This window comes from Paraburkholderia sp. SUR17, from assembly GCF_029536165.1.
Classification (GTDB): Bacteria; Pseudomonadota; Gammaproteobacteria; order Burkholderiales; family Burkholderiaceae; genus Paraburkholderia; species Paraburkholderia kururiensis.
This window is the reverse complement of the sequence record NZ_CP120508.1, coordinates 741432-766084: the sequence shown is the minus strand read 5'-3', so window position 1 is coordinate 766084 and position 24653 is coordinate 741432. Positions and strand designations below refer to the sequence as shown.

Sequence of the window (24653 nt, the reverse complement as noted above, 5' to 3'; positions counted from 1 at the left end):
GGTGCGGTTGACTTGCGATCAATGATCGGTTCAGCGGGCCGGGCGAGGCCCGCCGAACAGCGACAGTCTTTGCGAGGAGCTTACGAAGTGTTTCGAGTCCTTGTTTAGCGCCCTTGCCGCGCGGGCGCGCCGCTGAGCGATCAGCCGATCAACCGATCAGCCTTTCGGCGGCGGATCGCCCGCGAGGTCGATGGCACGGTCCGAGCCCACGGCCGTGCGCAGCTGGAACTTCTGGATCTTGCCGGTCGAGGTCTTCGGCAGCTCGCCAAAACGCACCACCTTCGGCAGCTTGTAGCCCGCGAGGAACAGACGGCAGTGCGCGATGATCTCCTCGACGGTCACGCTCGCTCCCTCCCTCAACTCGACGAAGGCGCACGGCACCTCGCCCCACTTCGGGTCGGGCATCGCGACCACGGCCGCCACGGCAACGGCGGGATGACGGTACAGCGCGTCTTCCACCTCGATGCTCGAAATGTTCTCGCCGCCCGAGATGATGATGTCCTTGCGCCGGTCTTTGATGCGCACGTAGCCGTCCGGCATCAGCACGCCGAGGTCGCCCGTGTGGAACCAGCCGCCACGGAAGGCTTCCTCGGTGGCCTGCTCGTTCTTGAGGTAGCCCTTCATGCAGATGTTGCCGCGGAACATGATCTCGCCAAGCGTTTCGCCGTCGGCGGGCACGGCTTCGAGCGTATCGGGATCGAGCACGGTCACGCCGGCCTGCAGGTGATAGCGCACCCCCTGGCGCGCGTTGAGGCGAGCGCGTTCGTCGTCGTCGAGCGCATCCCAGTGCGCCTGCTTCGCGCACACGGCGGCCGGGCCGTACACCTCGGTCAGGCCGTAGACGTGCGTGAGGTCGAAGCCGATTTCCTTCATCTTCGCGATCACGGCCGGCGCCGGCGCGGCTCCCGCCACCATGGCGTGCACTTTCTGCGTGATGCCCTCGCGCCATTCGGCCGGCGCATTCGCGATGGCGCTCTGCACGATGGGCGCGCCGCAGTAGTGCGTGATGCCCTCGCGGCGAATCAGGTCCAGCACGTAGCGTGCTTCGAAGCGCCGCAGACATACGTTGACGCCCGCACGCGCCGCCACGGTCCACGGGAAGCACCAGCCGTTGCAATGGAACATGGGCAGCGTCCAGAGGTAGACGCAGTGCTTGGGCAGATCCCATTCGAGGATGTTGGACAGCGCGTTCATGTACGCGCCGCGATGGTGGTACACCACGCCCTTCGGGTCGCCGGTGGTGCCCGACGTGTAGTTGAGCGCGATGGCCTCCCACTCGTCGGCGGGCGGCGTCCAGACGAAGTCGGGATCGCCCTGGGCGAGGAAGGCCTCGTAGTCCGTCGCGTTCGGGAACTTGCCGGGCTCGGCGGGCTGCACGTCGGCTACGCTCACGATGCGCACGTGCGGCAGTTCGAGCGCTACGCGATGCGCGAAGTCGCCGAATTCGGTATCGACGATCAGCACCTTTGCTTCGCCATGACGCAGCATGAACAGCATGGAGGCGATGTCGAGCCGCGTGTTCAGCGCATTGAGCACGGCGCCCGCCATCGGCACGCCGAAGTGCGCCTCCACCATCTCGGGAATATTCGGCAGGAGCACGGCAACCGTATCGCCGTGGCCCACGCCCACGCGGGCAAGCGCGCTGGCAAGGCGCCGCGTGCGCTCGTAGGTCTCGCGCCAGTTGCGGCGCGTCTCGCCGTAGACGATGGCCGGGCGGTCGCCGTAGACTTCGGCGGCGCGCGCAATGAAATCGATCGGCGTGAGCGAGACGTAATTGGCCTCGCGCCGGCCGAGTCCCTCCTCGAATATGTGCGTCATTGCAGCGTCTCCATGTGTCCTGGATGTCCGATATGTCATCAGGTTCCCGTCAGTTTCGGGCGTTATGGTTTCTTATCGCGGTAGAGGCTACCGCACCGCCCTTTTTGGAGTCTGTCATCGAAACGACAGATTCGCCCATCGGGCGCGACCCTTCCGGCCGCGCCCGCACAGATTGACGGACCGCCCCTCCATGAGTGCCGTTTTGAACCACCCGGATCATGATCTGCCGCAAGAACGGCTTTCGTCTGACCGTTCCGCCGCCATGCCCTGCAAGCCGGCGACGCCCGCCCCGGACGCCATGAAAGAGGCGTTGATTGCGCCCCCGCCCGATCCGGCCCCGGCTGAGCCGCTGACCGCATTGGAGCAGCGCGCGGCGCTCTTTGCGCGCAGTGCGTGGTTCCGGGCGCTCGCGCCGGAGCATCAGGCGCTGGTGGTGGAGACGGGCGAGGCGCGGTATCACGAGGCGGGCGAATGGGTCGCGCGCCGGCTCGAACCCTCGGCCTACTGGATCGGCGTGCACACGGGGCTCTTGAAGCTCGCCATCTGCAACCCGGACGGGCGCAGCTGCACGCTCTCGGGCGTGCCGTCGGGCGGCTGGTTCGGGGAGGGCAGCGTGATCAAGCAGGAGCTGCGCAAGTACGACGTGGTGACGATCCAGCGCTCGCTCGTGATGTTCGTGCCCTCAGCCACGTTTCACACGCTGCTCAATACGAGCCTGCCGTTCAACGGCTTCGTGATCCGGCAGTTGAACAATCGCATGGGCGAATTCATCGCGTCGATCCAGAACAGCCGGCTGCTCGACGTGGACGCGCGCGTGGCGCAGGCTCTCGCGCAGTTGTTCAATCCGGACCTCTATCCGGATACCGGTCCCACGCTCGCGATTTCACAGGAAGAGCTGGGGCTGCTCGTCGGCGTGTCGCGCCAGCGCATCAACCAGGCGCTGCAGACGCTCGAGCGCATCGGCGTCGTGCAGCTTGCCTATAACCAGATCACCGTGCTCGACCTCGCACAGCTGGCCGCTTTCGGGCGGGAGCAGATCTAGGCGGGTGATCCGCTGCGCAGCAGTTGCACGGGTTGCACACTGACGCCCAGTCCCAGTGCCGGAGAAGCCTAAGCGGCAGCAGCAGGCACGTGCGTGAGTTGTGCACGCTCGCTGCGTTCCGGCCGCACGGACGCAGCGGCACGAACCGGCCGTTCGCCCTCGGCAAGACGGAACACGGCCACCGCATCGCGCAGCACGTCGGCCTGCGATTCGAGCGACTTCGCGGCCGCCGCGGCTTCCTCCACGAGCGCCGCGTTGTGCTGCGTCACCTCGTCGATCTGCGCGATGGCCTTGTTGATCTGCTCGATGCCGTCGCTCTGCTCCAGCGCGGCCGCTTCGATCTCGCTCATGATGCTCGTCACGCGCGTGACGGATTCCATCGCGTCCTGCATGGTGCGGCGCGCGTCGCCCACGAGCGTCGCGCCCTGCTCCACCTTCGCCGTGGATTCGCCGATCAGTTCCTTGATCTCTTTGGCAGCCGTGCCCGAGCGCTGCGCGAGGCTGCGCACTTCGGCGGCGACAACCGCGAAGCCGCGGCCCTGCTCCCCCGCGCGAGCCGCTTCAACGGCCGCATTGAGCGCCAGGATGTTGGTCTGGAATGCGATGCCTTCGATCATGCCGATGATCTCGGCCATCTTGCGCGACGAGTCGGTGATGCCGTCCATCGTTTCGGTGACGCGCGTGACGACGTCGCCGCTGCGCACCACGGTATCGAGCGCGGTTTGCGCGAGGCGGCTCGCCTGGCGCGCGTTGTCGGTGTTCTGCTTTACCGTGGCGGACAGCTCTTCCATGCTCGCGGCCGTTTCCTGCAGCGCGGCGGCCTGTTGCTCGGTGCGCTGCGAGAGGTCCGCGTTGCCCGCTGAAATTTCGTTCGCGCCGTGCGTGATCGCGCTCGTGGTGCCGCGCACTTTCGAGACGGTGTCCACGAGTCCGTCGCGCATCTGCGCGAGCGCGGCCAGCAACTGCCCCATCTCGTTACGCGATTTCGAATGCACGCTCACGGTCAGGTCGCCGGCGGCGATGCTGCGGAAGTGGTCGATGGTGCGATTCACCGGCTTGATAACCGCCGACGAAAGACCGACACGCGCCATCAGCCCGATCGCGACACCCACGGCGCCGATCGCGCCGAACAAGAGCGTCAGCAGGTGAAAACGCGTGGCGGCAGCCTGCGCTTCGTGCTGACCCTTGTCGGCCTGCACGCGGTCGAGTGCGTCGATGGCTTTCGCGTAGGCCGCATAGTAGCCATCGGCTGTCTCGCCCTGGATCTTGCGGAAGGTCGTGAAGTCGTAATCGTTGAGCGCCTTGAATTCCGGCTCGATCGCATCGTTCACGAGCGCCGCGCGCGCCTTGGCCACGGTCTGCGCGAGACGCTGTTCCTCGTCGCTCGAAAACGGACCTGCAGCGTAGCGCTGGAACTCGCGCGTCGAGTCTTCGAGCACCTTGTGCGCAGCGGGCAACAGCGTGTCGGTCTGCTTGCCGACGCTAAAGAGCGTCTCGTAGCTGCCGAGCGCAAGACGCACGCGCAGCAGCTTCTCCGAACTCGTGCGCAGGCTCGACAGCGCAGCGGCGCTGCGTTGTGCATCTTCGATGCCGTTGTTCGCGAGCTTGAGTGCACCGAAGCCGACGCCGATCACGGTCAGCAGAAACGCGACAAAGACACCGATGACCAACGTCAGGCCACCGCGAATGGTGATGTTGTTCAGCATGAAGTCCCCCGGAGCATTGTTTCTTCCTGTGGGCGGTCTGCGGTTTCCGAAGGTACGCAAACCTTCCCGTCCGGGATAACGACGCGGCGAAAAGGGCCGCGCATAGGGACTATCCATGATGCGGTGAGGCCGCAGTGGCGCGCGACCTCACTATGTGGGATCAGCGAGTGTGGCGAGGGTGTTTTTGCGCGAGCCGTGTGGATCGCCGCGCGTGAGCTGTTCGAAAGAATGCAGCACGCGGCGCGCACTCAACGCGAACGTCCAGTAGCGCTCCTTCAACACGCCCACCACGAGATTGCGTGGCAGCACGATGGCGCCACGCCCCCACTTCGGCTGCCAGGTCCGTGCGATGCCCCGGCGCATGAAGAGCGTGAGCGTCGGCACACCGAGCGCCGAAGCGAGATGCCCGAGCCCCGAATCGTTGCCGATGAACCAGCCCGACTCGGCAATCCACGCGGCCACGTCGGCAAGACGCTCGAACGAGCGCAGACTGCGCGATGCCTCATGGTCGTGCTGCCATGCTTCGCGTTCGGCCGGCGCAACGAGAAAGGTGGGCTCGTAGCCGCGCTGCACGAGCTTTTTCGCGAGCGCCACGAACTTGCGCTGCGGCCAGATCTTCTCGATGTGACTGCCGGTGGGATGGATCGCCACACGCCGCTCGTTCACGCGAAATCGCACGTGATGAGGCACCGCGATGCCGTTTTCCCGCGTAATGCGCGCAAGGCCAAAACCGTCGCGCGCCACTGCGAGGAACATGTCGATCATGTGCCGGCGTGTGCGAAACGCCTCGAGACGTGCCAGCTCGCAATGCCGGCCGCCCGTGCTCACGAGCGATGCGCCGAACGGTGTCGCGTGCAGTTCGATCACGAGGTCGAATGCCTCGCGGCATGCGCTCTTGTGTCGTATCTCCACCTCGGGGAACCACTCGGCAAGATCGCTCACCACCCAGCTGAACACCACGGGCCGATGACCGTTGCGGACCAGGTTGTTGACCAGCACCATCGTCAACAGCGTGTCGCCGATGGCAGGCGACATCACGACGGCAACCGACGACGCGCGCGCAAGCGCCGCTTTCATGTGCCGACCTCCTGCCCTGCGCCCTCCGGCGCACCGCGGCGGTTCATAGCCACCGCGTGCGTGCGGAGCATGCAAAAAGCGGCGAAAAGACGCGCGACGGAAATGGACTCGCGCCACCACCGTTCCTTCAGTGCCGCCGTGGGCAGCCACCACGGCGGGTAGACGATCGCCCCGGGCGCGAAGCCTGGCCGCCAGCGGTGCGCGACACGCTTACGCCGGAACACGGAGAGCGTGGGCACGCCGAGCGACGACGCGAGATGCCCTACGCCCGAGTCGTTGCCGATGAACCAGCCGCACTCGTAGAGCCAGTCGGCAAGCGCCGTGGTGGTGTCGAACGAGCGCAAGGCCGGCATCAGCACGCCGGTCTGCGGCCAGCGCGCACGTTCGCGTTCGTGCATGACGAACACGGGCTCGAACCCCGCCCTTTCCAGGCGCCGTGCCAGTGCGATGAACCGCGCGGGTAGCCAGCGCTTGTCGGCGCTGCTCGCCTCCGGGTGAATCGCCACGCGCCTCGCATGGCGTCGAAACACGCGTCCGGGCGGCGCCTGCATGCCGTTGGTCGCAACGGCGCGCGGCAGCCCGAACGTCGCGGCGGCGAAGCCCGCAAAGCGTTTCGCCATGCAATCGTCGTTGTCCGCGTACTCGGCCTCATGCAGATGAATGAAACCCTTGTGCCAGGCGCCGGCATCGGCGAGCGGCCGGTCGCGATGCATCTGCACGACGACCTGAAACGGTGCGAGCGCCCGCACGGCTGCGCCCGGCGCGAGCGCGGGCGAAATGGGAAGACGGGGGAACCAGTGCGCCAGCGCGTGCGCATGATCGCCGTAGACCTGCACGCGCCAGCCGGCGCACGCGAGGTTGTGTGCGACTACGAGCAGGTTCAGCGTGTCGCCCAGTGCCGGCGACATCACGAATGCGGCGGCGGGCCGCACATGTGCGGGCGCGGGCACGGCAGCGCCGAAAGTACGGCAGGCAGGGAGCGAACTCTCCGGGCGAGCGGGTCCGGAAGTCATGGCATCGGTCCAGTCGAATTGCACTGGACCGGTATGCTGCCGAAGAACGTTAAATCATGGGTTACGCCGTCTTGCTGGAGATTTCCGTTCCCCACACGGGCGCAAGACGAGACGGCGGCAAGGGCGCCGCCCCGGCGTTATAACCACCCTGCCTTGCGAAACCGCAGCCACAACACGATGTCGATGGCCGCCATGACGGCGAGGCAGATGGGATAGCCGTACTTGTAGTGCAGCTCCGGAATGCTCTGGAAGTTCATGCCGTAGATGCCCGCGATCATCGTGGGCACGGCGAAGAGCGCGGCCACGGAACCGAGCCGCTTGGTCACCTCGTTCTCGGCAAGCGAGATCATGCCGAGGTTCACCTGGATCGCCGTGACAGTCATTTCACGGCGGCCGTCGATGGCGCGCACGATGCGTTCGAGGTGGTCGTACACATCGCGGAAATACGCCTGCATGCCGGTGCAAAGCTGCGGAATACGGCCACCCGTGAGCTTGCTCACGGCTTCGAGCAGCGGCGTGATGTGATGCTGAAGCACCACGAGCCGGCGCTTCATCGAGTAGAGGTCTTCGATGATGCCGCGCGAGGCCGACAGATCGTGACGTTCGAAGATGCGGTCTTCGATTTCCTCGAGCTGAAGGCCCATGGCTTCGAGTACCGGGAAATAGCCGTCAACGATATGGTCGATCAGCGCATACAGCACAAAGCCCGAACCAAGCTTGAGCAACTCGGGCTCACGCTCGCAGCGCTCGCGCACCGCCTGAAAACCGTGACGCGTGCGGCTGCGCACGGAAAGCACGTAGTTCGGACCCACGAATACATCGACTTCGCCAATCACGAGTTCGCCGTCATCGTCCATCTCCACGGTGTGCAAGACTGCGAACAATGACTCGCCGTACTCCTCGATCTTCGCCGACTGATGCTGGTGCCGCACGTCTTCCACCGCGAGGTCGTGCAGGTTGAACTCCTCCTTCATCTTGTCGAGTTCTTCGGGCTCGGCATCTTTGAGCGCCACCCAGACGAAACAGTCGGGCTTCTTGACGTACTCGCTGACGTCCTCGATATCGATCGTGCCGAGCCTTCGGCCCTCCTGATAGGCCACGCAATTGACGAGCATGCTGTTACCTTCCGAAAAACGTTCGTGCGCGCCGCGTCGCCGCGAACCGCGCGTCTTTACAGGGGCGGGAATAGCGCATGATACCGAGCCCGGCTGCGAGCGCCTCTGCGAGCACCTCCGAAAACGTTCGTTGTTCCGGGACGGGCGCGGCGGTCCGTCATTCCCTTTCAGGGCGCACAAGCAGGGTTTGTATAATTCCGTCTTTGCCCTCCCCGGTTGGCTTTCATGCTTAGTTTCGCGCTCGGCTTCATCGTCTCGTTTCTGATCACGCTGCTGATCGTGCGGTACGCGCATCTGCATGAGAAATTTTCCACCGACAGCGATCTGGCGGGCGTCCAGAAATTCCACGCGCGGCCCGTGCCGCGCATTGGCGGCACGGGAATCCTGATCGGGCTCGTAGCCTCCGCAGTGCAGTTGCACGTGAGCTATCCGGCCGTGTCCGGCGGGATTCTCGGGCTGATCGCCTGCGGGCTACCTGCCTTCGCATCGGGCCTCGTGGAGGATCTGACCAAACGCGTGTCGCCGTTCGCGAGGCTCGTCTGCACCATGGCTGCGGCGGCGCTCGCGTACTTCGCGCTTGGCATCGCGGTGACGCGCATCAGCGTGCCGCCGCTCGACTTCCTGCTCACCTACGCCGTGATTTCAGGCGCCGTGACGGTGCTCGCCGTGGCGGCGCTCGCGAATGCGATCAACATCATCGACGGCTTCAACGGACTCGCGTCCATGGTGGCGTTCATGATGTTCGCCTCGCTCGCGTATGTGGCGTTTCAGGTGCACGATCCGGTCGTGCTCTCCGCGTCGCTGATCATGATGGGCGCGGTAATGGGGTTCTTCATCTGGAACTTCCCGGCCGGGCTGATCTTTCTGGGCGACGGTGGCGCCTACTTCATCGGCTTCATGCTGGGCGAACTCGCGATCATGCTGGTGATGCGCAACCGCGATGTGTCGGCGTGGTATCCGGTGCTGCTCTTCATGTATCCAATCTTCGAGACGTGCTTCTCGATCTACCGGAAGAAGTTCATCCGCGGCATGTCGCCCGGAATTCCCGATGGCGTGCACCTGCACATGCTCGTGTACAAGCGGTTGATGCGCTGGGCCGTGGGTGCACGCACAGCGCGCGAGTTGACGCGGCGAAACTCGCTGACTTCACCCTATCTCTGGCTGCTCTGCCTGATCGCCGTGATTCCGGCCACGCTGTTCTGGCGGCACACCGTTCACCTGTTTGCGTTCGTGGTGGTGTTTGCGGTGACCTACGTGTGGCTTTATGTAAGTATCGTCAGGTTCAAGTCGCCGCGGTGGTTGGTCGTGAGGAAGGGGGAGTAGGGGGAACGGCGAGAATGGCGGGCGCACCATTCTTCCGCCGATCGTCAATCTTGCCGGGATGCGACACCGGGCACCGGGTCGCTCCGAACGTATGTTTCCGCCGACGGGACGGAGATGGGCGCGAGTTCACCCCGGCGTGCGCTTCAAGAAAGTCGATCGAGCAGAGATCATGGCGCACGAAGCAGCGTGCGTACAGGTGCCGATCCCATATTCTCGAACCAAAACTGGTGTTCGTTCACCAGATCGAAGACCAGCTCCAGCGTTTCGCGCGGTAAATCGGTCAGGTCAATATCGATCAGTAATTCAACAGACTCACCCGGTGCCACTACGCCGACATTTTTCCCGCGAAACTCTCGCACAACGTCACCGCGAGCCGTATATATTTTTGCTCCCATCTTGAGATCAGGATAGTCCCACTCAACGTCCCCCTTGTTGCACACAACGAAGGAACGCGTGATTCGCGAATCCCACTCGAAGCGTAATGGGTTAACAGGACTTATCCCAGCACTCAACGAAGCCACCTTGTCGGCATCATCAAGCGCGATCCGAGAGGCAGGAACACTACGATACAGCCAGTGAGGGAGTTTCTGGCCCTCTTCGCCTGTCTTACGCGCACGTACAAAAATATACTGCCCGAGGTCCTGGCTCCGACTGGCAAGCAGCCTGCTTAAATCGCTACCGTCGCTTTTGACTGTCTGGGTATACGGATGGACATCGGACGTGAAGATGTCCTCTACCTCAAACCCGACATAGCTGAGCAACCGTCGCAATTCTTCGCACGTGTACTCACGGTTATGGCGACCGTAAGGACCGTAACCGCTGTACGGGTCGTAGAGATTCGCTCCGTCGAGCAACCGCATAACGTTCTCGGCCCGAGCTACATTGGGAGTAGTTAGGACAAGATGTCCACCAGGCTTAATTAAATTCCTTATTCTTCTAAGGGCATGACAAGGATCATTCGTTAAGTGTTCCAATATCTCACAATAAAGCACGAGATCGAATGATTCATCGGGAAGCGGGTAGCGATCAGCTTCCGAATTAAAATGATGGTAGTTCAATACCATCGTCATTTCATGATTTCGAGAAAAATCCCGATAATTCACGTTCTGAGAATTTACTCCGCAAACCTGCTGCACACCGAAATAATTCGAATAAGTCCACTCGAATTCTGTAAACTGCCTGCCCAGCATGGTCATAAAATAGGGACTCGCCCCCAAACTCGAGTGCTTGTCGCTGTCGCCCATCAATATGACAAAACAAGCCTAGCGTATATAGAAAGCGCCTGAAGTCGCTCTTCAAATAACCCTGCAGTTCGGCTGCATTCCCATCAATACGCACCGTTGCCAGCCATTCAAAGAGCTCATGCTCAGACGTGCCGCTGGGTAATGACAAAGGGCGGGAATCAAGTAATTGCGTAACAGCTGGCGTCATCAAAACCACTCCGTCGAATGCTGGGATTTAATAACCACACACAAAGCCGGGGCGAAACAAATTACTAGATCTTACGCAAGCTTGCCCAGTCGCGCAACGATTGATGAAGAACCGCTTGCTCGAATTTCGTCTCGTCCCCTAAGTGTCTGCCGGCAACTAGGGACGACAATTAAACGCGCCGAATCCAGCGCTTCAAAGGAGCACGACGGCCTTCGGAGGGCACCGGTCAGCGACGGACCGTGCTCCGTTGCGGTAAAGAGACCGACCTATGGTCGCGGCAGACGCCCTTCGCGCGGCTAACGCAACCCTTGCACCTGTGCGACAGTCGTGACGCTTTCGAGCATCGGCATCGCCGTGGGCTGATATTCGTGCACCCAGCGCCGCAGGTCGCGACGAACTTCGTCGTCGGCGGGTACGCGATGCTGCATCAACCACGGCAGTAGTTCGTCGAGCAGATTGTCCGGCACCTCGCGCGCCTTCGCGATACGCAGCTTCGGATGCGGCGTGCGCGTAGTCGTTTCGTCGTCCGCGAGCAGTTCTTCGTAGAGCTTCTCGCCCGGCCGCAGCCCCGTGAACGCAATGCGGATCTGCTCTTCCGTGAACCCATACAGGCGGATCAGATCGCGGGCGAGATCGACGATCTTCACGGGCTCACCCATGTCGAGAATGAAAATCTCGCCACCCTGCCCCATGCTCGACGCCTGCAGCACGAGCTGCGAAGCTTCTGGAATCGTCATGAAGAAGCGCGTGATCTCAGGGTGAGTCACGGTCACGGGGCCGCCCTTTGCGATCTGCTGCTGAAACTTGGGGATCACGCTGCCCGCGCTGCCCAGCACGTTTCCGAAACGCACCGTCTCGAACTGGGTGCGCGAACTCATCTGCTGCAACGCCTGACACGCCATCTCGGCAAGCCGTTTGCTCGCACCCATCACGTTCGTCGGATTCACGGCCTTGTCGGTCGAGATCAACACGAAGTGCCTCACCTCATGACGGATTGCTGCGCGCGCCACGCGGTACGTGCCGAGGACATTGTTGCGCACGGCCTGCCACGCGTTGACTTCCTCCATCAGCGGCACGTGTTTGTATGCGGCCGCATGGAACACGATGTGGGGTGTGTAGCGCGCCATGACCTGGTCGAGCAGCAGCGAGTCTTTTGCATCGCCGATCACGGGCACGAGCGAAACCTCGGGGTACCTGTCGCGGAGCTCTTCGTTGAGCCGGTAAATGGCGAACTCGGAAATGTCGAAAGCAACGAGCTGCGCGGGGCCGAACCGCAGAATCTGCCTGCACAGCTCGGAACCGATCGATCCACCAGCGCCCGTCACCATCACGACGCGGTTTCGAAGAAGCGCTTGCACGTGCACGGTATCGATCATCACCGGATCGCGCCCCAGCAGATCCTCCAGGTCGATCTGCCGAACTCTCGATAGAAACGCCTGCCCTTGGGTGAGCGGCGTAAGCGCGGGCAAAACCATCGCCTTCACGCCGGCGCGAACGCACAGTGTCGCGATGCGCCGGTGCGCTTCAACCGACGCCGACGGCACCGCAATGATCACGTGTTCGACTTTCAGACCGGAACTGATTTTCTGCAGATCGCCGATAGGCCCCAGCACACGGTAGCCGTAGAGCTCACGCCCTTGTTTGACGGGGTCATCGTCCAGCAGGCCGACAAGGCGCCATTCGCCGGATCGTTTGAGTTCCCGCACGAGATTCGCGCCCGCTGTTCCCGCGCCGAGCACCAATACCGGTTTGCCCTGCCCGACGAGTCCGCCGTAGCGATAAAACTCCTTCGCAGCACGATATAACGCCCGTGATCCACCCATTGCCAGAAACAGCAGCATAGGCGACACGAGCAGCACCGAACGGGGCACGACAGGCTTCGGCTGCAACAGCGCAGAAGCAATCACGACAGCCAGTGCGCCAACGCATACGGCCTTGGCAATACGCACGAGATCGGGAAGGCTCGCGAACACCCACATGCCGCGGTAGAGCCCGTAGCCGCGAAACATGAGGCCATAGATGACGAGCACCCAAAACAGCGCGTGCAAGCCGCTGTTCCAGAACTCAGCCGGTACGGGGCCGTTGAAGCGAATGACATAGGCGAGCAGCCACGCCGCCGACACGGCGCACAGGTCAAACGCAAATGCGCTGAGCGAAAGCCATCGAGCCTTGAATCTTTTCATCTATGCAGAACCTCGCGTTCGCCCGGAGAGCGGCAAACGCCGCCAGCGTCGATCAACCCACGCGCCGGCCAGAACCAGCACGCCCGCCCACGCCGCAACGGCAAGCCATTGGAAAAGAGGAGCAAAGCCTCGGGAGAACAGAGCAATTATTATGCCGACACCCATGAACAAGTACCAGATCTTTGCGGTGGACGCGTGCCCGAACCCCGCCTGCACCATTCTTTGATAGTAGTGCTCGCGATGCGCTTGCCAGAATTTTTCTCCGCGGGCGATGCGTTTGAGCAATGTGACGGAAGCGTCGGCAATGAAGGGCGAAAACGCCATCGCGGGAAACCAGAGCGGCCAGACGCCGCCGCGCCAGCCAAGGTATCCCAACGCTCCAGCGAGAAAACCCAGCGGAATCGATCCGGCATCCCCCAGAAAAATTCGTGCCGGGTGGAAGTTGAACAAGAGGAAGCCCGCCGCCGCTCCAGCCACGAGAATGGACCCCATCGCCAGCTCGAGATCCGGATGCACGGCCGTCAATGCACCCACGGCATATCCACCGAAGCCGAATACGGCCATTCCACCGGCCAGGCCGTCCGCGCCGTCCATGAAGTTGTACAGGTTGACCAGCCAGACGAGCAGAAACGCGATAGCGGCCAACACCCACCAAGGCGCATCCGCAGGATAGGACGCTACCAGCGCGATAACGGCGGCGACATGGCCGCCAAAGCGCACTCGCGCCGGCAAGCCGCGGCGATCGTCGATTTGCGAAAGCGCTGCAAGAAGCGCAGCCAGCAGCGCCGGCAACCACAAGGTGGGCGCAAAGACAGCCATCGCGACGACCGAGACCGGTACGATGCCCCAACCGCCGATGCGTGGCGTCGGTTTCGTGTGCAACGAACGATCGTTTGGAATATCGGTCGCGAGTCGCCAGGCAAGACCGGTCTTGAGCAACGCCCACAGAATGGCCGCGCACAGCGCTAACGCAAGCAAAGCCCCAAAGAGCGCGCGTAGCACTGGAGGTGCGAAAAGAGAATCGATCTGCATGTAAGGTCAGCGCGTTGAATCGTACCAGGAAGCGGTCTCCAGCAGGCCTTGCTCGACCGTGTATGGCGCCGACCAGCCGAGCACTTCGCGAATATGTGCGCTATCCACGCGCAAGTCGCCCACGAGCCGGTCGATGGCAGCAGAGCGTCCGGTCAACCGGCCCGCAAGACGCAGAAGCGGCACGGGAACGGGGATCAGCCGGGTGGGTACGTGAAGTTGCCTCGCGAGCGCTTCTACGAGCTCGGCCACAGTCAGATCCTGACCGTCGGTGACATGGAACGTCTGCCCCGCGGCATCGGGCGCGACGATGCAATGAACAAGCGCGTCCGCCAGGTTGTCGACGAACACCATGCTGCGGCGCGCCGTGACGGCGCCCAAGGGCAACGGAACACCCTTCGCTATGGCGCGCATCAATTGAAGAAAGTTGGCTCGCACACCCGGGCCGTAGACCAGCGGCGGGCGCACGATCACGATCTCCATGCCCGATTGCGCGCCGAATTCAAGCAACGCCCGCTCCGCCTCGAGCTTCGAAATACCGTATGGGTCGGTCGGCATGGGCCGGTCCGTTTCGGTGACCGGATGGTCCTGGCTGCTTTCCGCTACGGCCTTGATGCTGCTCACGAAGACCAAACGGCGAACACCGGCACGACGCGCTGCCCGCGCGACGCGCAAGCTGCCGGTCACGTTGGTCGCCCGGTATGCCGCGAGCGGCTCGGACACTGCCTCTTTCATGACGTGCACACGCGCGGCGAGATGGACCACGACATCGCAATGCAGCGTCGACGGCCACGCATCTTCGATGCCGTCGAAATCGTCTGCGCCGAAGACCCACTCGCGAACGCCACTGTATGTGGACTGCGGGTGGCGCACGATGCCCGTCACGACGTCTCCTCGCTCCAGCAAGACACGGGACAGCGCTTTGCCGACGAAACCGTTCGCTCCGGTGATGGCGATGTGTTGGGTCATGAGCGCGTTCGAGACCGGCAAGTCAATAACCTATGCACTGCTGGCCACGCTGCCCTCCAGCGTGGCGACGAACAAAACAAGTCCTCGCAGCGAAGATCGAAAAGATGCGCCCTCTCCCTATGTGCCTGCCGGGGCACGAGCAGCGCCGTGCACTTCAATAGCGACCGTGGCAACGAATCCGGCATCAAGACTCCTTCAAAGCAGGGCGCTGGGCAGAAGCGCGACCAGCCGTATTGTAGACATGCCGCCATGAGACCAACACAGCGTGAGAGCGAACCTGTGCGCGAGAGTGTCTATGGATAAGGAGATAAGGACAAGGACGCCCGTTGCCCACGTGTTGCGACGTGGAGTGGCAAGAACCCGAGGAGTTGAGATCGGGTCGCGGTGCAACGGTCGGCACGCAAGTGCGCGCGTCAAGCCGCCCTATTGTTCGCGGAGACCCTCATGCTAAAATCGTAAGATTCGGTTAGATTTCGTCACATCTTTACCGTAATTCGATTCGCTGGCATCAGCGCAGCCAACAGAACGACCCAGGCTGCGACTTCGCGGCACATCGGGCAAATGCGGGCACTTGCCCCGAAACCGTCCTCCGGTTCACTCATTGCTCACCGAATTTTCGACTGCGTCCAGACAGGATTTCAATGAAAGCTGTAATTCTCGCAGGTGGACTTGGGACCCGAATTTCCGAAGACACCGTCAATCGCCCCAAGCCGATGATCGAGATTGGCGGCAAGCCGATCCTCTGGCACATCATGAAGATCTACTCGGCATATGGCGTCAATGACTTTGTCATCTGCTGCGGCTACAAGGGTTACGTAATCAAGGAATATTTCGCGAACTATTTCCTGCACACGTCCGACGTCACGTTCGACATGCGGACCAACGAAATGCAGGTTCATCAGCAATATGCCGAACCGTGGAAGGTGACGCTGGTGGATACGGGCGAATCCACCATGACGGGTGGGCGGCTGCGGCGCGTGAGAGACTTCGTGAAGGACGAAGAGGCCTTCTGCTTTACGTATGGCGACGGTCTCAGCAACATCAACATTTCTTCTCTCGTCGAGTACCACAGGGCACACGGCAATCAGGCAACGCTCACCGCGACCTACCCGCCGGGCCGATTCGGCGCGCTGCATATCGAAGATCGCAAGGTCAGCTCGTTCAAGGAGAAGCCGAAAGGCGACGGCGGCATGATCAACGGCGGGTTCTTCGTGCTTTCGCCGAAGGTTATCGATCTCATTCCTGACGACGAATGCGTGTGGGAACGCGAACCGCTCGAACAACTCGCCGCCCAGGGGCAACTCTCGGCGTATGAACACGAGGGCTTCTGGCAGCCTATGGACACGCTGCGCGACAAGACGCTTCTAGAAGAGCTCTGGCAATCCGGCAAGGCACCGTGGAAGGTTTGGTGATGAAGGACGCTTCGTTCTGGCTCGGCAAGAAGGTCTTCCTGACCGGCCATACGGGTTTCAAGGGTAGCTGGCTCACGCTCTGGCTGCGAGCCCTGGGAGCCGAGGTCACGGGCTACGCGCTCGCACCGGAAACCACGCCGAACCTCTACACGCTTGCGCAAGCCGGCGATGGCATCGAGTCGGTCATCGCCGATATCCGCGACCGCGAGCGATTGCTCAACGCAATCAGGGCCGCTCAGCCCGAAATCGTCATTCATATGGCGGCACAACCGCTCGTGCGCGAATCGTACGTCACGCCGGTGGAAACCTATGAAACGAATGTGCTCGGGACCGTCTATTTGCTCGACGCCATTCGACTCGTGCCGGGCGTGAAATCCGTCGTGATCGTCACCACGGACAAATGCTACGAAAACCGCGAGTGGGAATGGGGTTATCGCGAAAACGAGGCGATGGGCGGCTACGACCCGTACAGCAGCAGCAAGGGTTGCGCCGAACTGGTTACGGCCGCTTATCGAAACGCCTTCTTCAATCCGGCCGCCTATCAGCAGCATGGCGTCGCAGTGGCCAGCGCGCGAGCGGGCAATGTGATTGGCGGAGGCGACTGGGCGGCCGACCGGCTCATTCCGGACATCATGCGGGCAATCGCAAACGGGGAGACGGTCCATATCCGCAGCCCGCACGCCATTCGTCCGTGGCAACACGTGCTCGAACCGCTCAGCGGCTATCTCGTCCTCGCTGAAAAGCTCTACACGGAAGGTACGCGATACGCGGATGCCTGGAACTTCGGCCCGAACGACTCCGATGCGCAGCCTGTGCAAGCCATCGTGGAGCGGCTCACCTCCCAGTGGGGTGAAGGTGCCCGATGGAAACTGGACGACGGTAACCATCCGCACGAAGCCACCTACCTGAAGCTCGATTGTTCGAAAGCGCGCGCGCGTCTCGGATGGCGGGCGAGATGGAATCTCGATCACGCACTGGACAACATCGTCGCGTGGTACAAGGCTGCCGCTCGTCACGAAGACATGAAGGCCGTCACGCTCGCCCAAATCGACGAATACACTCATTCTTGAAGCTATCCCCCATGAACAAAGATCAGATCCGCGAACAGATCATCCAGCTCGTCAAGCAATACGGCGAGCTCGCCACCCAACCGCGCGCGTTCGAGCCGGGACAAACCGTCGTTCCGCCGTCCGGCAAGGTGATTGGCGCGAAAGAGATGGAACTGATGGTCGAAGCGTCGCTCGACGGGTGGCTGACCACGGGGCGCTTCAATGAGGAATTCGAAAAGAAGCTCGCAGCATTTCTCGGCGTCAAATATCTGATCACGGTGAACTCCGGTTCGTCGGCCAACCTGATCGCTTTCTCCACACTCACATCGCCCAAACTCGGCGATCGCGCCATCCGTCAAGGCGATGAAGTCATTGGCGTCGCGGCAGGCTTCCCCACTACCGTCAATCCGATTCTCCAGTTCGGGGCGGTGCCCGTTTTCGTGGACGTGGAACTGGGTACGTACAACATCGACGCAAGCAAGATCGAAGCGGCCATTTCGCCGAAAACGAAGGCGATCATGCTGGCGCACACGCTTGGCAATCCGTACAACCTGGAAATCATCACGGCGCTGTGCAAGAAGCACAACCTGTGGCTGATCGAAGACTGCTGCGATGCTCTCGGGGCTACTTACGACGGCAAGCTGGTCGGTACCTTCGGCGACATCGGTACGCTCAGCTTCTACCCCGCGCATCACATCACGATGGGCGAAGGCGGTGCGGTATTCACCAACAATCCCGATCTCAAGCTGATCGCCGAATCGTTCCGCGACTGGGGCCGTGACTGCTATTGCGCCCCCGGCAAGGACAACACCTGCGGCAAGCGCTTTTGCTGGAAGCTCGGCAACCTGCCCGAAGGTTACGATCACAAGTACACGTATTCGCACCTGGGCTACAACCTCAAGATCACCGACATGCAGGCGGCGTGTGCCCTTGCACAGATGGACCGGCTTGAAGGCTTCATTCAGGCCCGACGCGACAACTTCGCCTATCTTCACGACAAGCTGCAGAGCTGCAAGGAATTCCTGATCCTGCCGCACGCTACGCCCAACTCCGTGCCGTCGTGGTTTGGTTTCCCGATCACGCTGAAACCGGAAGCCGATTTCCGGCGTGTCGATCTGCTGTCCTATCTCGACCAGAACAAGATCGGAACACGTCTGCTGTTCGCGGGCAATCTCACGCGCCAGCCATACATGATCGGCCGCGAATACCGCGTGAGCGGCGAGCTGACGAACACGGATATCGTCATGAACCAGACGTTCTGGGTTGGCGTGTATCCGGGTCTTAGCCGTGAAATGCTCGACTTCATCGTGGAAAAGATCGAAACGTTCCTGGGCGTCAACTTCTAAAAGTCTCGAAACATGCGAAAGCCGCTGCCACAGGAAGATCTGGACTTCATCGTCGAGCGTACCGCCGACGTGTGGTCCGCATTCGACCGCGCGCGGCTTTTCATGACCGGTGCAACGGGCTTCATCGGGTCATGGTTGCTCGAGGTCATACAGCATGCGAACCGGCTAAGAGGCTGCGGCATCGAGGTTGTTGCGCTAAGCCGCGAGCCGGACCGGGCACGCGCGCAGGCGCCGCATCTTTTCGATGTCCCCGGCATGACGCTCATCGCGGGTGACGTCGTGAACTTTGAGGCCGACGTTGGCGCCATCGATCTGTGCATTCATGCCGCAACAGACGTCGCGGATACCACCAAGGCCGGCGACCGGTTGCGCGTGTTCGATACGGGCGTGATCGGCACACGGCGTGTGCTGGATCTTGCGCGGGCCAACGGTGCCTCCAGGTTTCTGTTGACGTCGAGCGGCGCCGTCTATGGCACACAGCCCGCCACGCTCGCTCGCACGCCAGAGACGTTTTCCGGCGCGCCTGATCCTCTCGACGTCAACACGGCATACGGTCAGAGCAAACGCGCCGCCGAATGGCTTGCGGCGGCGTACGGTCAACATGGCGACCTGCACGTTTCGATTGCCCGCATCTACGCGCTTTTGGGCCCCGCCATTCCGCTCGACGGTCCGTTCGCAGCCGGCAACTTCATTCGCGACGCATTGGCAGGACAGCAGATCGCCATCAATGGCGACGGACGACCGCTGCGCAGCTATCTGTACATGGCGGACGCCTGTGTCTGGCTATTGCGGATCCTGCAACACGGCGAACGGGGCGAAGCGTACAACGTAGGTTCCGAACACGAGATTTCGATTATCGAACTCGCACGCGCGGTCGAACGGCTGTGCGGTTCGCCACTCGCGGCGATGCCGCGGGCCCAGGCGAAGGACGGCCCACCGCCGCGATACATACCTGACACGACGAAGGCGCGCACCGCTCTCGGTGTCGACGAATTCACTTCCTTAGAATGCGCTCTGTCAAAGACGATCACCTGGAGCCGCGTGGCGGTCACAGCATGAGAAAGTTCGACGCGTCCCGAATCCGCAAGACGGTTCTTGATATGGCGTTTGCAGGTTCGACGGTTCATATCGGCTGCGCGTTTTCAATTGTGGAACTGCTTGCGGTGCTCTACCGCAATCATCTGCGCTTCGACGAGACTAATCCGCGGTCCGCAACGCGCGACTACATGGTGCTCAGCAAAGGCCACGGCGTCATGGCGCAATACGCCTGCCTCCACGAGATTGGCTGGTTGCCGGACGACGAGATCGCCCGTTATTTCGGCAACGGCACGCGGCTGAAAGGGCTCGCGGATGCGCACGTGCCCGGCGTGGAAGTCACCGCCGGCTCCCTTGGCCATGGCTTGTCTGTTGGCGTAGGGCTCGCGCTTGCCGCCAAACGGAATAACACTGACCAGATCTGCTATGCCCTGGTGGGCGACGGTGAGCTGAACGAGGGCACCATCTGGGAAGCCGCCCTGTTCGCTGCGCAGTTCAAGCTCGACAACCTCATTGTCATCGTCGACGCGAACGGTTTTCAGGCCATGGGAACGACTGACGAAGTCATGGGCCTCGGCGATATCGCTGCAAAATTTGCGGCCTTCGATTTCGACGCGGTCACGATAGACGGCCACGACGAGTCAGCAATCGACCGCGCATACAGCGATCTGAAGACCCGCAAGAACGGGCGGCCCAAAGCACTGATCGCGAAGACCGTGAAAGGGAAAGGCGTGTCGTTCATGGAGCACGACAACATCTGGCACTACACGCGACTCAACCCCAAGACGTATGAGGCGGCCGTTGCCGAACTTGGAGGCAAGGCATGAGAGACGCATTTTCGAACGCCCTTGTGGCTGCCGCGCAAAAAGACCCCAAGGTACTTCTGCTCACCGGTGACCATGGCTATGCGCTGTTCGATCCATTCCGGAAAGCCTGCCCGGATCAATATCTGAATTGCGGCATTGCCGAGCAGAACATGGTTGGCGTGGCAGCAGGGCTTGCGAAAGCGGGCTTCCGCCCGATCGTCTACGGCCTTGCCGCGTTCGTGCCCATTCGCGTGCTCGAACAGATCAAGATCGACGTGTGCTACGAGGATCTGCCCGTCACCTTCATCGGAGACGGCGCCGGCGTGGTTTACGCTCAACTGGGTACGAGCCACCAAAGTACGGAAGATATTGCTGCCCTGCGCGCCGTACCGCAGATTTCGATCTACTCGCCATGTGATCGCTTCGAGCTGACCGCTTGTGCGCAGCACATCCTTGAGAACTCACGACCCGCTTATCTCCGCATGGGCAAAGCCGATCTCGGCGATGTCCATCGCGCCCCCTTGACGGACTGGGCGAGCGGCGATTTGATCCCGGTGACAAATACCGGTGCGTCGTACCTCTTCGTCGGCACGGGGTCGGGCGTCAAGCTGGCTCAACAGGCCGCAGCCGCGATAGGAAATGCCGACTTGGTTTCCGTGCCATGCCTGAAGCCGTTCCCTGCCGCCTCCCTGCGCAAGCTGGCCGAGGGACGTGAGGCAATCGTCACGTTCGAAGAGCACTCCATCTACGGCGGCCTTGGCGGCGCAGTTGCGGAAACGCTCATGGGGCAGTACCTCGGAACGTTCGTTCGCGTCGGCATTCCGGATCAATTCAGCACGCTGTGCGGCAACTATCCTTTCCTGATGGAAAGCCATGGCCTCGCGCCCGAGGCGGTGGAAAAGCAGATCAGGCGCGCGCTCGATGCAAGCATCCAATACGAGCGGTAACGACATGGCAGACGGAACGCCCGCCGGCGCCAGCACAGCGTCAGACCGTGAGCCGGCCGTGAAGACCGTTTATCAGCTGATCCGCTTTCTCGTGGTAGGCGGTCTCAACACGGTTTTCGGCTATTCGCTCTTCGCCGTATTTACGTTTATAGGTCTGACGTACCCAGTGGCGATCGGGCTAGCAACCATTGGCGGCGTGCTGTTCAACTTCCAGAGCATAGGACGGCTCGTATTTGACGGCGCACCGCGGTCGCGTTTCTGGCGCTTCGTAGGTGTCTACTGTGTCATCTACCTCGTCAACCTGGGAGGCGTGCGCCTGCTTTTGAGTCTGGGTGCCAACGTTTACGTCGCCAATGCCATCACGCTGGTTCCCCTCAGCCTGCTAGCCTTTATTCTCAATCGCCGGTTCGTTTTCAATTTGCCATGAAGCACATCACGGTCGTCACTCCCTGTTTCAACGAAGAGGAAAACGTGGAGGCGGTGTATAGCGAAACGCGCCGCATCTTCTCGACCATCCCTGAAGTCACCTACGATCATCTCTTCATCGACAACGCATCTACCGACACGACGGTAAGCAAGTTGCGCAGCATCGCGGCGGCGGACCCGAACGTGAGCGTCATCGTGAATGCGCGAAATTTCGGGCATATCCGCTCGCCCATGTATGGCTTGCTGCAAGCGAAGGGCGACGCGGTCATCCTGCTGGTGGCCGATCTTCAGGACCCGCCGGAGTTGATGCGTGAGTTCGTCAAGAACTGGCTTGCCGGCGCACCGATCGTGATCGGCGTAAAGCCGGAGGCGAAAGAGTCGGCGCTGTTCTTTGCGCTGCGCCGCATGTACTACCGCCTCGTTACGCGTATCGCGAACGTGAAGCTTATCCAGAACTTCACCGGTTTCGGTCTGTACGATCGCAAGGTGATTGAGATCCTGCGCCAGATCGACGATCCCTATCCGTACTTCCGCGGCCTGGTCTGCGAGATCGGCTTTGATGTAATCCAGTTGCCTTACGTGCAACCCAGACGCAAGCGCGGCATTTCGAAGAACAACTTTTACACGCTGTACGATATTGCGATGCTCGGCATCACGTCGCATTCCAAGGTGCCGTTGCGCCTCGCGACCATTGCCGGATTCTTCCTCTCGGGCGTTAGCCTTTGCGTTTCGTTCATTTATCTGGTGCTCAAACTGCTGTACTGGAACAGCTTTTCAATGGGCAGCGCACCGATGCTCATCGGTTTGTTTTTCTTCTCGTCTGTTCAGCTGTTTTTTATCGGCTTGCTGGGCGAGTACGTTGGCGCGATTCTGACGTATGCGCAAAAGCGGCCGTTGGTGGTAGAGAGAGAGCGGATCAACTCCACCGCCGACTCCCCCGCGTCGCTCGCCAAGTAGCGCCGAAGTGGATCATCCAATACGTACAGCACTATAAGTAAGAGGCCAAATCTCGTGACAGACTTCGCCTTCGGGGAATCACCGAGCACGCGTTCACCAGCAAAGAGCAAAGCGGTGTCGTTGGGCGCACCATGTGCACTGGGCGCAGTCTCATTGCTGGTCGGCTGGATGCTCATGGGGGGACGCCATATTGATATCCGCGTTCCGCTGATCTACAACGGCGACGGGCTCCTGATGCTTCTCGTGATCAAGCGCCTTATGGAAAATCTCTGGGTCTTCCATAGCGGCGCGATGGGGGCACCATTTGGCTCTTATCTTTACGACTACCCCATCCCTGACTCGGGAAGCCTCGCCGCGCTCAAGGTGTTTGGTGTCCTGTCGGGAAGCGCAGCCACCGCGCTCAACATTTACTATCTCATCGGGTTTCCACTAAATGCGCTGAGCGCCTATTTTGTTGCGCGGCGGTTTCACCTGTCACGCGCACTCAGCTTTTCGGCCGGCTTCATATTTACTATGCTGCCGTTCCATTTTTTACGCCTGCCCCATCTGTTTTACACATGGTATTTCCCTGCGCCGTTATTTATCTGGTACGCCTATAAAATATACGTTGGGAATCTCTTCTCTTCCGACAAATCCCGCGGCCTGTCCGGACAAATTGGGCACGTAGCCACCCTGCTGGTCTTGTCGTGCTTCGGAGTCTACTACTCCTTTTTCGGTGTTCTCGCCTTTCTGGCTGCAACACTCTGCAAATATCTGCGCGTGCGGTCGATCATCTCCATATTTCCCGGCATATTGGCGGTCGCAATCGTAACAATCGGCATTGTAGCGAACGTTGCGCCGAATCTAGCCGATCGGGCCAGACATGAGATCAATACCGAGGTGGCCCAGAGGAATCCATCCGAAGCAGAACTATATGGATTGAAGATTACGCAGTTGCTGTTGCCGCGCGTTGGACATCGCATGGCGCCCCTTGCGGAATTGACCCAGAAATACACGACCACCTTCCCGCTCGTCAATGAAAATGAAACAGCCTCGCTTGGGGCGATTGGTAGCGTCGGCTTTCTGGCACTATTGCTCGCACTGATTGCGCCTGGGAAAGCGCAGCGACGTGACGAGCGGCTGTATTTTCTTGCCGCCATTACTTTCGTTCTTGTTCTGTTTTGCACAATTGGCGGCGGATCGGCGCTCTTCAGTATTTTAATTAGCCCAATGATTCGGGCATGGAACCGGGTAAGCGTATTCATTGCATTTACTTCAATCTGTGCGGCGATGCTTATCACTCAGCTAGGCATTGAACGATATGCGCCGCGTCTGCGCGCAACGTGGCCGGCCATTGGTGGTATTGGCGCAATTCTTTGCGCTATCGCCATCTGGGATCAAACAACGCCGCCTTGCCAGGCTTGCAATGACGCAACCCGGGCCGAATATCTGAACGATGCGAGATTTATCGGCGCAATAGAGACGGAGAGCCCCAAGGGTAGTGCGATCTATCAACTGCCTTATGTCCGGTTTCCGGAGGCCCTCTCCGTAGGCGGGGTGCAATCTTACGATCAGGCGCGCGGGTATCTGCATTCTGCATCGCTCGGGTGGAGCTACGGCGCCATGAAGGGACGCGCCGCTGACCTGTTCTTCCGCGCGCTCGCCGAGGCACCCCTCGAGCGTCAGATCGAGGTTGCGAGGCGGATCGGTTTTAGTGGAATCTATATAGACCGTCGAGGCTATGCAGACGGTGGTGCCGCAATCGAAGCCGAATTGACGCGCTTGCTCGGCGGACCGCCCGACCTGATCAGCGACAACAAACGGCAAGTCTTCTATAAACTGACGAGAAATGGAGTAACTGTGGCACCCGTGCCAGCAGGCCTCTCCGTGGACCAGATCATAACGCGGGCCGGGTTCGTAGCCAGGTGAGTACGTTTTGTCATTCCGGTGAGTCTCCGGGCCGTACAGGTTCATATCGCCATACCCGTCC

The 24653-nt window shown here is 61.1% G+C and carries 20 protein-coding genes; 11 read left to right on the top strand and 9 right to left on the bottom strand.

Annotated elements, in window-relative coordinates:
• Nucleotides 1–156: 156 nt before the first annotated feature.
• A complete protein-coding gene (locus P2869_RS03475; RefSeq protein WP_277597476.1) occupies nt 157–1818 on the bottom strand; it encodes an acyl-CoA synthetase in 1662 nt (553 codons plus the stop codon).
• Between the two features lie 190 nt (nt 1819–2008).
• On the opposite strand from P2869_RS03475, the gene P2869_RS03470 reads away from it, so the two are divergent.
• Complete coding sequence (locus tag P2869_RS03470; protein WP_233411746.1) at nt 2009–2860, top strand: Crp/Fnr family transcriptional regulator; 852 nt, start codon at nt 2009–2011, stop codon at nt 2858–2860.
• 68 nt (nt 2861–2928) lie between these two features.
• Here P2869_RS03470 and P2869_RS03465 read toward each other — a convergent pair whose 3' ends face one another.
• The 4 genes from P2869_RS03465 to corA form a co-directional block, all read right to left on the bottom strand.
• Nucleotides 2929–4566: a methyl-accepting chemotaxis protein gene (locus tag P2869_RS03465; RefSeq protein WP_017773072.1), complete on the bottom strand. Its 1638-nt coding sequence runs from the start codon at nt 4564–4566 to the stop codon at nt 2929–2931.
• Nucleotides 4567–4716: 150 nt separating this feature from the next.
• Nucleotides 4717–5643: a glycosyltransferase family 9 protein gene (locus P2869_RS03460; RefSeq protein ID WP_277597475.1), complete on the bottom strand. Its 927-nt coding sequence runs from the start codon at nt 5641–5643 to the stop codon at nt 4717–4719.
• Nucleotides 5640–6656, bottom strand: a complete 1017-nt coding sequence (locus P2869_RS03455) for a glycosyltransferase family 9 protein (protein ID WP_277597474.1) — start codon at nt 6654–6656, stop codon at nt 5640–5642. The genes P2869_RS03460 and P2869_RS03455 overlap by 4 nt, the downstream gene beginning before the upstream one ends.
• A gap of 137 nt (nt 6657–6793) precedes the next feature.
• Complete coding sequence (corA, locus tag P2869_RS03450) at nt 6794–7771, bottom strand: magnesium/cobalt transporter CorA (RefSeq protein ID WP_277597473.1); 978 nt, start codon at nt 7769–7771, stop codon at nt 6794–6796.
• Between the two features lie 225 nt (nt 7772–7996).
• Here corA and P2869_RS03445 point away from each other — a divergent pair, with 225 nt between their 5' ends.
• The gene (locus P2869_RS03445; RefSeq protein ID WP_277597472.1) at nt 7997–9094 is read left to right on the top strand and encodes a glycosyltransferase; all 1098 of its coding nucleotides are present in this window, start codon (nt 7997–7999) and stop codon (nt 9092–9094) included.
• 167 nt (nt 9095–9261) lie between these two features.
• Here P2869_RS03445 and P2869_RS03440 read toward each other — a convergent pair whose 3' ends face one another.
• From P2869_RS03440 to P2869_RS03425, 4 genes are all read right to left on the bottom strand, one after another.
• Entirely contained in the window at nt 9262–10290 is a 1029-nt protein-coding gene (locus P2869_RS03440) for a methyltransferase domain-containing protein (RefSeq protein ID WP_277597471.1), read from the bottom strand.
• A 531-nt stretch (nt 10291–10821) separates the two neighbouring features.
• Nucleotides 10822–12708 carry a nucleoside-diphosphate sugar epimerase/dehydratase gene (locus P2869_RS03435; RefSeq protein WP_277597470.1) on the bottom strand — a complete coding sequence of 629 codons (1887 nt, stop codon included), beginning with the start codon at nt 12706–12708 and terminating at the stop codon, nt 10822–10824.
• Entirely contained in the window at nt 12709–13740 is a 1032-nt protein-coding gene (locus tag P2869_RS03430; RefSeq protein WP_277597469.1) for a glycosyltransferase family 4 protein, read from the bottom strand.
• A gap of 6 nt (nt 13741–13746) precedes the next feature.
• A complete protein-coding gene (locus tag P2869_RS03425; protein ID WP_277597468.1) occupies nt 13747–14706 on the bottom strand; it encodes an SDR family oxidoreductase in 960 nt (319 codons plus the stop codon).
• A gap of 641 nt (nt 14707–15347) precedes the next feature.
• Here P2869_RS03425 and rfbF point away from each other — a divergent pair.
• From rfbF to P2869_RS03380, 9 genes are read left to right on the top strand one after another with little or no spacing between them, the layout of a single operon-like run.
• Nucleotides 15348–16118: a glucose-1-phosphate cytidylyltransferase gene (gene rfbF, locus P2869_RS03420; protein ID WP_277597467.1), complete on the top strand. Its 771-nt coding sequence runs from the start codon at nt 15348–15350 to the stop codon at nt 16116–16118.
• Nucleotides 16118–17188 carry a CDP-glucose 4,6-dehydratase gene (gene rfbG / locus P2869_RS03415; protein ID WP_126877752.1) on the top strand — a complete coding sequence of 357 codons (1071 nt, stop codon included), beginning with the start codon at nt 16118–16120 and terminating at the stop codon, nt 17186–17188. The genes rfbF and rfbG overlap by 1 nt, the downstream gene beginning before the upstream one ends.
• Before the next feature lie 11 nt (nt 17189–17199).
• The gene (rfbH, locus tag P2869_RS03410) at nt 17200–18513 is read left to right on the top strand and encodes a lipopolysaccharide biosynthesis protein RfbH (protein ID WP_277597466.1); all 1314 of its coding nucleotides are present in this window, start codon (nt 17200–17202) and stop codon (nt 18511–18513) included.
• A gap of 12 nt (nt 18514–18525) precedes the next feature.
• Nucleotides 18526–19572 carry an NAD-dependent epimerase/dehydratase family protein gene (locus P2869_RS03405; protein ID WP_277597465.1) on the top strand — a complete coding sequence of 349 codons (1047 nt, stop codon included), beginning with the start codon at nt 18526–18528 and terminating at the stop codon, nt 19570–19572.
• Nucleotides 19569–20375: a transketolase gene (locus P2869_RS03400; RefSeq protein ID WP_277597464.1), complete on the top strand. Its 807-nt coding sequence runs from the start codon at nt 19569–19571 to the stop codon at nt 20373–20375. Before P2869_RS03405 ends, P2869_RS03400 begins: the two co-directional genes overlap by 4 nt.
• Nucleotides 20372–21301 (top strand): transketolase C-terminal domain-containing protein, encoded by a 930-nt coding sequence (locus P2869_RS03395; RefSeq protein WP_277597463.1) that lies wholly within the window; start codon nt 20372–20374, stop codon nt 21299–21301. The genes P2869_RS03400 and P2869_RS03395 overlap by 4 nt, the downstream gene beginning before the upstream one ends.
• Nucleotides 21276–21728 carry a GtrA family protein gene (locus P2869_RS03390; RefSeq protein ID WP_233425649.1) on the top strand — a complete coding sequence of 151 codons (453 nt, stop codon included), beginning with the start codon at nt 21276–21278 and terminating at the stop codon, nt 21726–21728. The genes P2869_RS03395 and P2869_RS03390 overlap by 26 nt, the downstream gene beginning before the upstream one ends.
• On the top strand, nt 21725–22684 hold the full coding sequence (locus tag P2869_RS03385) for a glycosyltransferase family 2 protein (protein WP_017773057.1): 960 nt from the start codon (nt 21725–21727) through the stop codon (nt 22682–22684). The genes P2869_RS03390 and P2869_RS03385 overlap by 4 nt, the downstream gene beginning before the upstream one ends.
• Nucleotides 22685–22738: 54 nt before the next feature.
• On the top strand, nt 22739–24592 hold the full coding sequence (locus P2869_RS03380; protein ID WP_277597462.1) for a sugar translocase: 1854 nt from the start codon (nt 22739–22741) through the stop codon (nt 24590–24592).
• Nucleotides 24593–24653 lie beyond the last annotated feature (61 nt).

Bases quoted from the DNA above. Each gene is read 5' to 3' on its own strand.
- P2869_RS03475 (WP_277597476.1), bottom strand. From the start codon at position 1,818: ATGACGCACATATTCGAGGAGGGACTCGGCCGGCGCGAGGCCAATTAC.
- P2869_RS03470 (WP_233411746.1), top strand. From the start codon at position 2,009: ATGAGTGCCGTTTTGAACCACCCGGATCATGATCTGCCGCAAGAACGG.
- P2869_RS03465 (WP_017773072.1), bottom strand. From the start codon at position 4,566: ATGCTGAACAACATCACCATTCGCGGTGGCCTGACGTTGGTCATCGGT.
- P2869_RS03460 (WP_277597475.1), bottom strand. From the start codon at position 5,643: ATGAAAGCGGCGCTTGCGCGCGCGTCGTCGGTTGCCGTCGTGATGTCG.
- P2869_RS03455 (WP_277597474.1), bottom strand. From the start codon at position 6,656: ATGACTTCCGGACCCGCTCGCCCGGAGAGTTCGCTCCCTGCCTGCCGT.
- corA (WP_277597473.1), bottom strand. From the start codon at position 7,771: ATGCTCGTCAATTGCGTGGCCTATCAGGAGGGCCGAAGGCTCGGCACG.
- P2869_RS03445 (WP_277597472.1), top strand. From the start codon at position 7,997: ATGCTTAGTTTCGCGCTCGGCTTCATCGTCTCGTTTCTGATCACGCTG.
- P2869_RS03440 (WP_277597471.1), bottom strand. From the start codon at position 10,290: ATGACCATGCTGGGCAGGCAGTTTACAGAATTCGAGTGGACTTATTCG.
- P2869_RS03435 (WP_277597470.1), bottom strand. From the start codon at position 12,708: ATGAAAAGATTCAAGGCTCGATGGCTTTCGCTCAGCGCATTTGCGTTT.
- P2869_RS03430 (WP_277597469.1), bottom strand. From the start codon at position 13,740: ATGCAGATCGATTCTCTTTTCGCACCTCCAGTGCTACGCGCGCTCTTT.
- P2869_RS03425 (WP_277597468.1), bottom strand. From the start codon at position 14,706: ATGACCCAACACATCGCCATCACCGGAGCGAACGGTTTCGTCGGCAAA.
- rfbF (WP_277597467.1), top strand. From the start codon at position 15,348: ATGAAAGCTGTAATTCTCGCAGGTGGACTTGGGACCCGAATTTCCGAA.
- rfbG (WP_126877752.1), top strand. From the start codon at position 16,118: ATGAAGGACGCTTCGTTCTGGCTCGGCAAGAAGGTCTTCCTGACCGGC.
- rfbH (WP_277597466.1), top strand. From the start codon at position 17,200: ATGAACAAAGATCAGATCCGCGAACAGATCATCCAGCTCGTCAAGCAA.
- P2869_RS03405 (WP_277597465.1), top strand. From the start codon at position 18,526: ATGCGAAAGCCGCTGCCACAGGAAGATCTGGACTTCATCGTCGAGCGT.
- P2869_RS03400 (WP_277597464.1), top strand. From the start codon at position 19,569: ATGAGAAAGTTCGACGCGTCCCGAATCCGCAAGACGGTTCTTGATATG.
- P2869_RS03395 (WP_277597463.1), top strand. From the start codon at position 20,372: ATGAGAGACGCATTTTCGAACGCCCTTGTGGCTGCCGCGCAAAAAGAC.
- P2869_RS03390 (WP_233425649.1), top strand. From the start codon at position 21,276: ATGCAAGCATCCAATACGAGCGGTAACGACATGGCAGACGGAACGCCC.
- P2869_RS03385 (WP_017773057.1), top strand. From the start codon at position 21,725: ATGAAGCACATCACGGTCGTCACTCCCTGTTTCAACGAAGAGGAAAAC.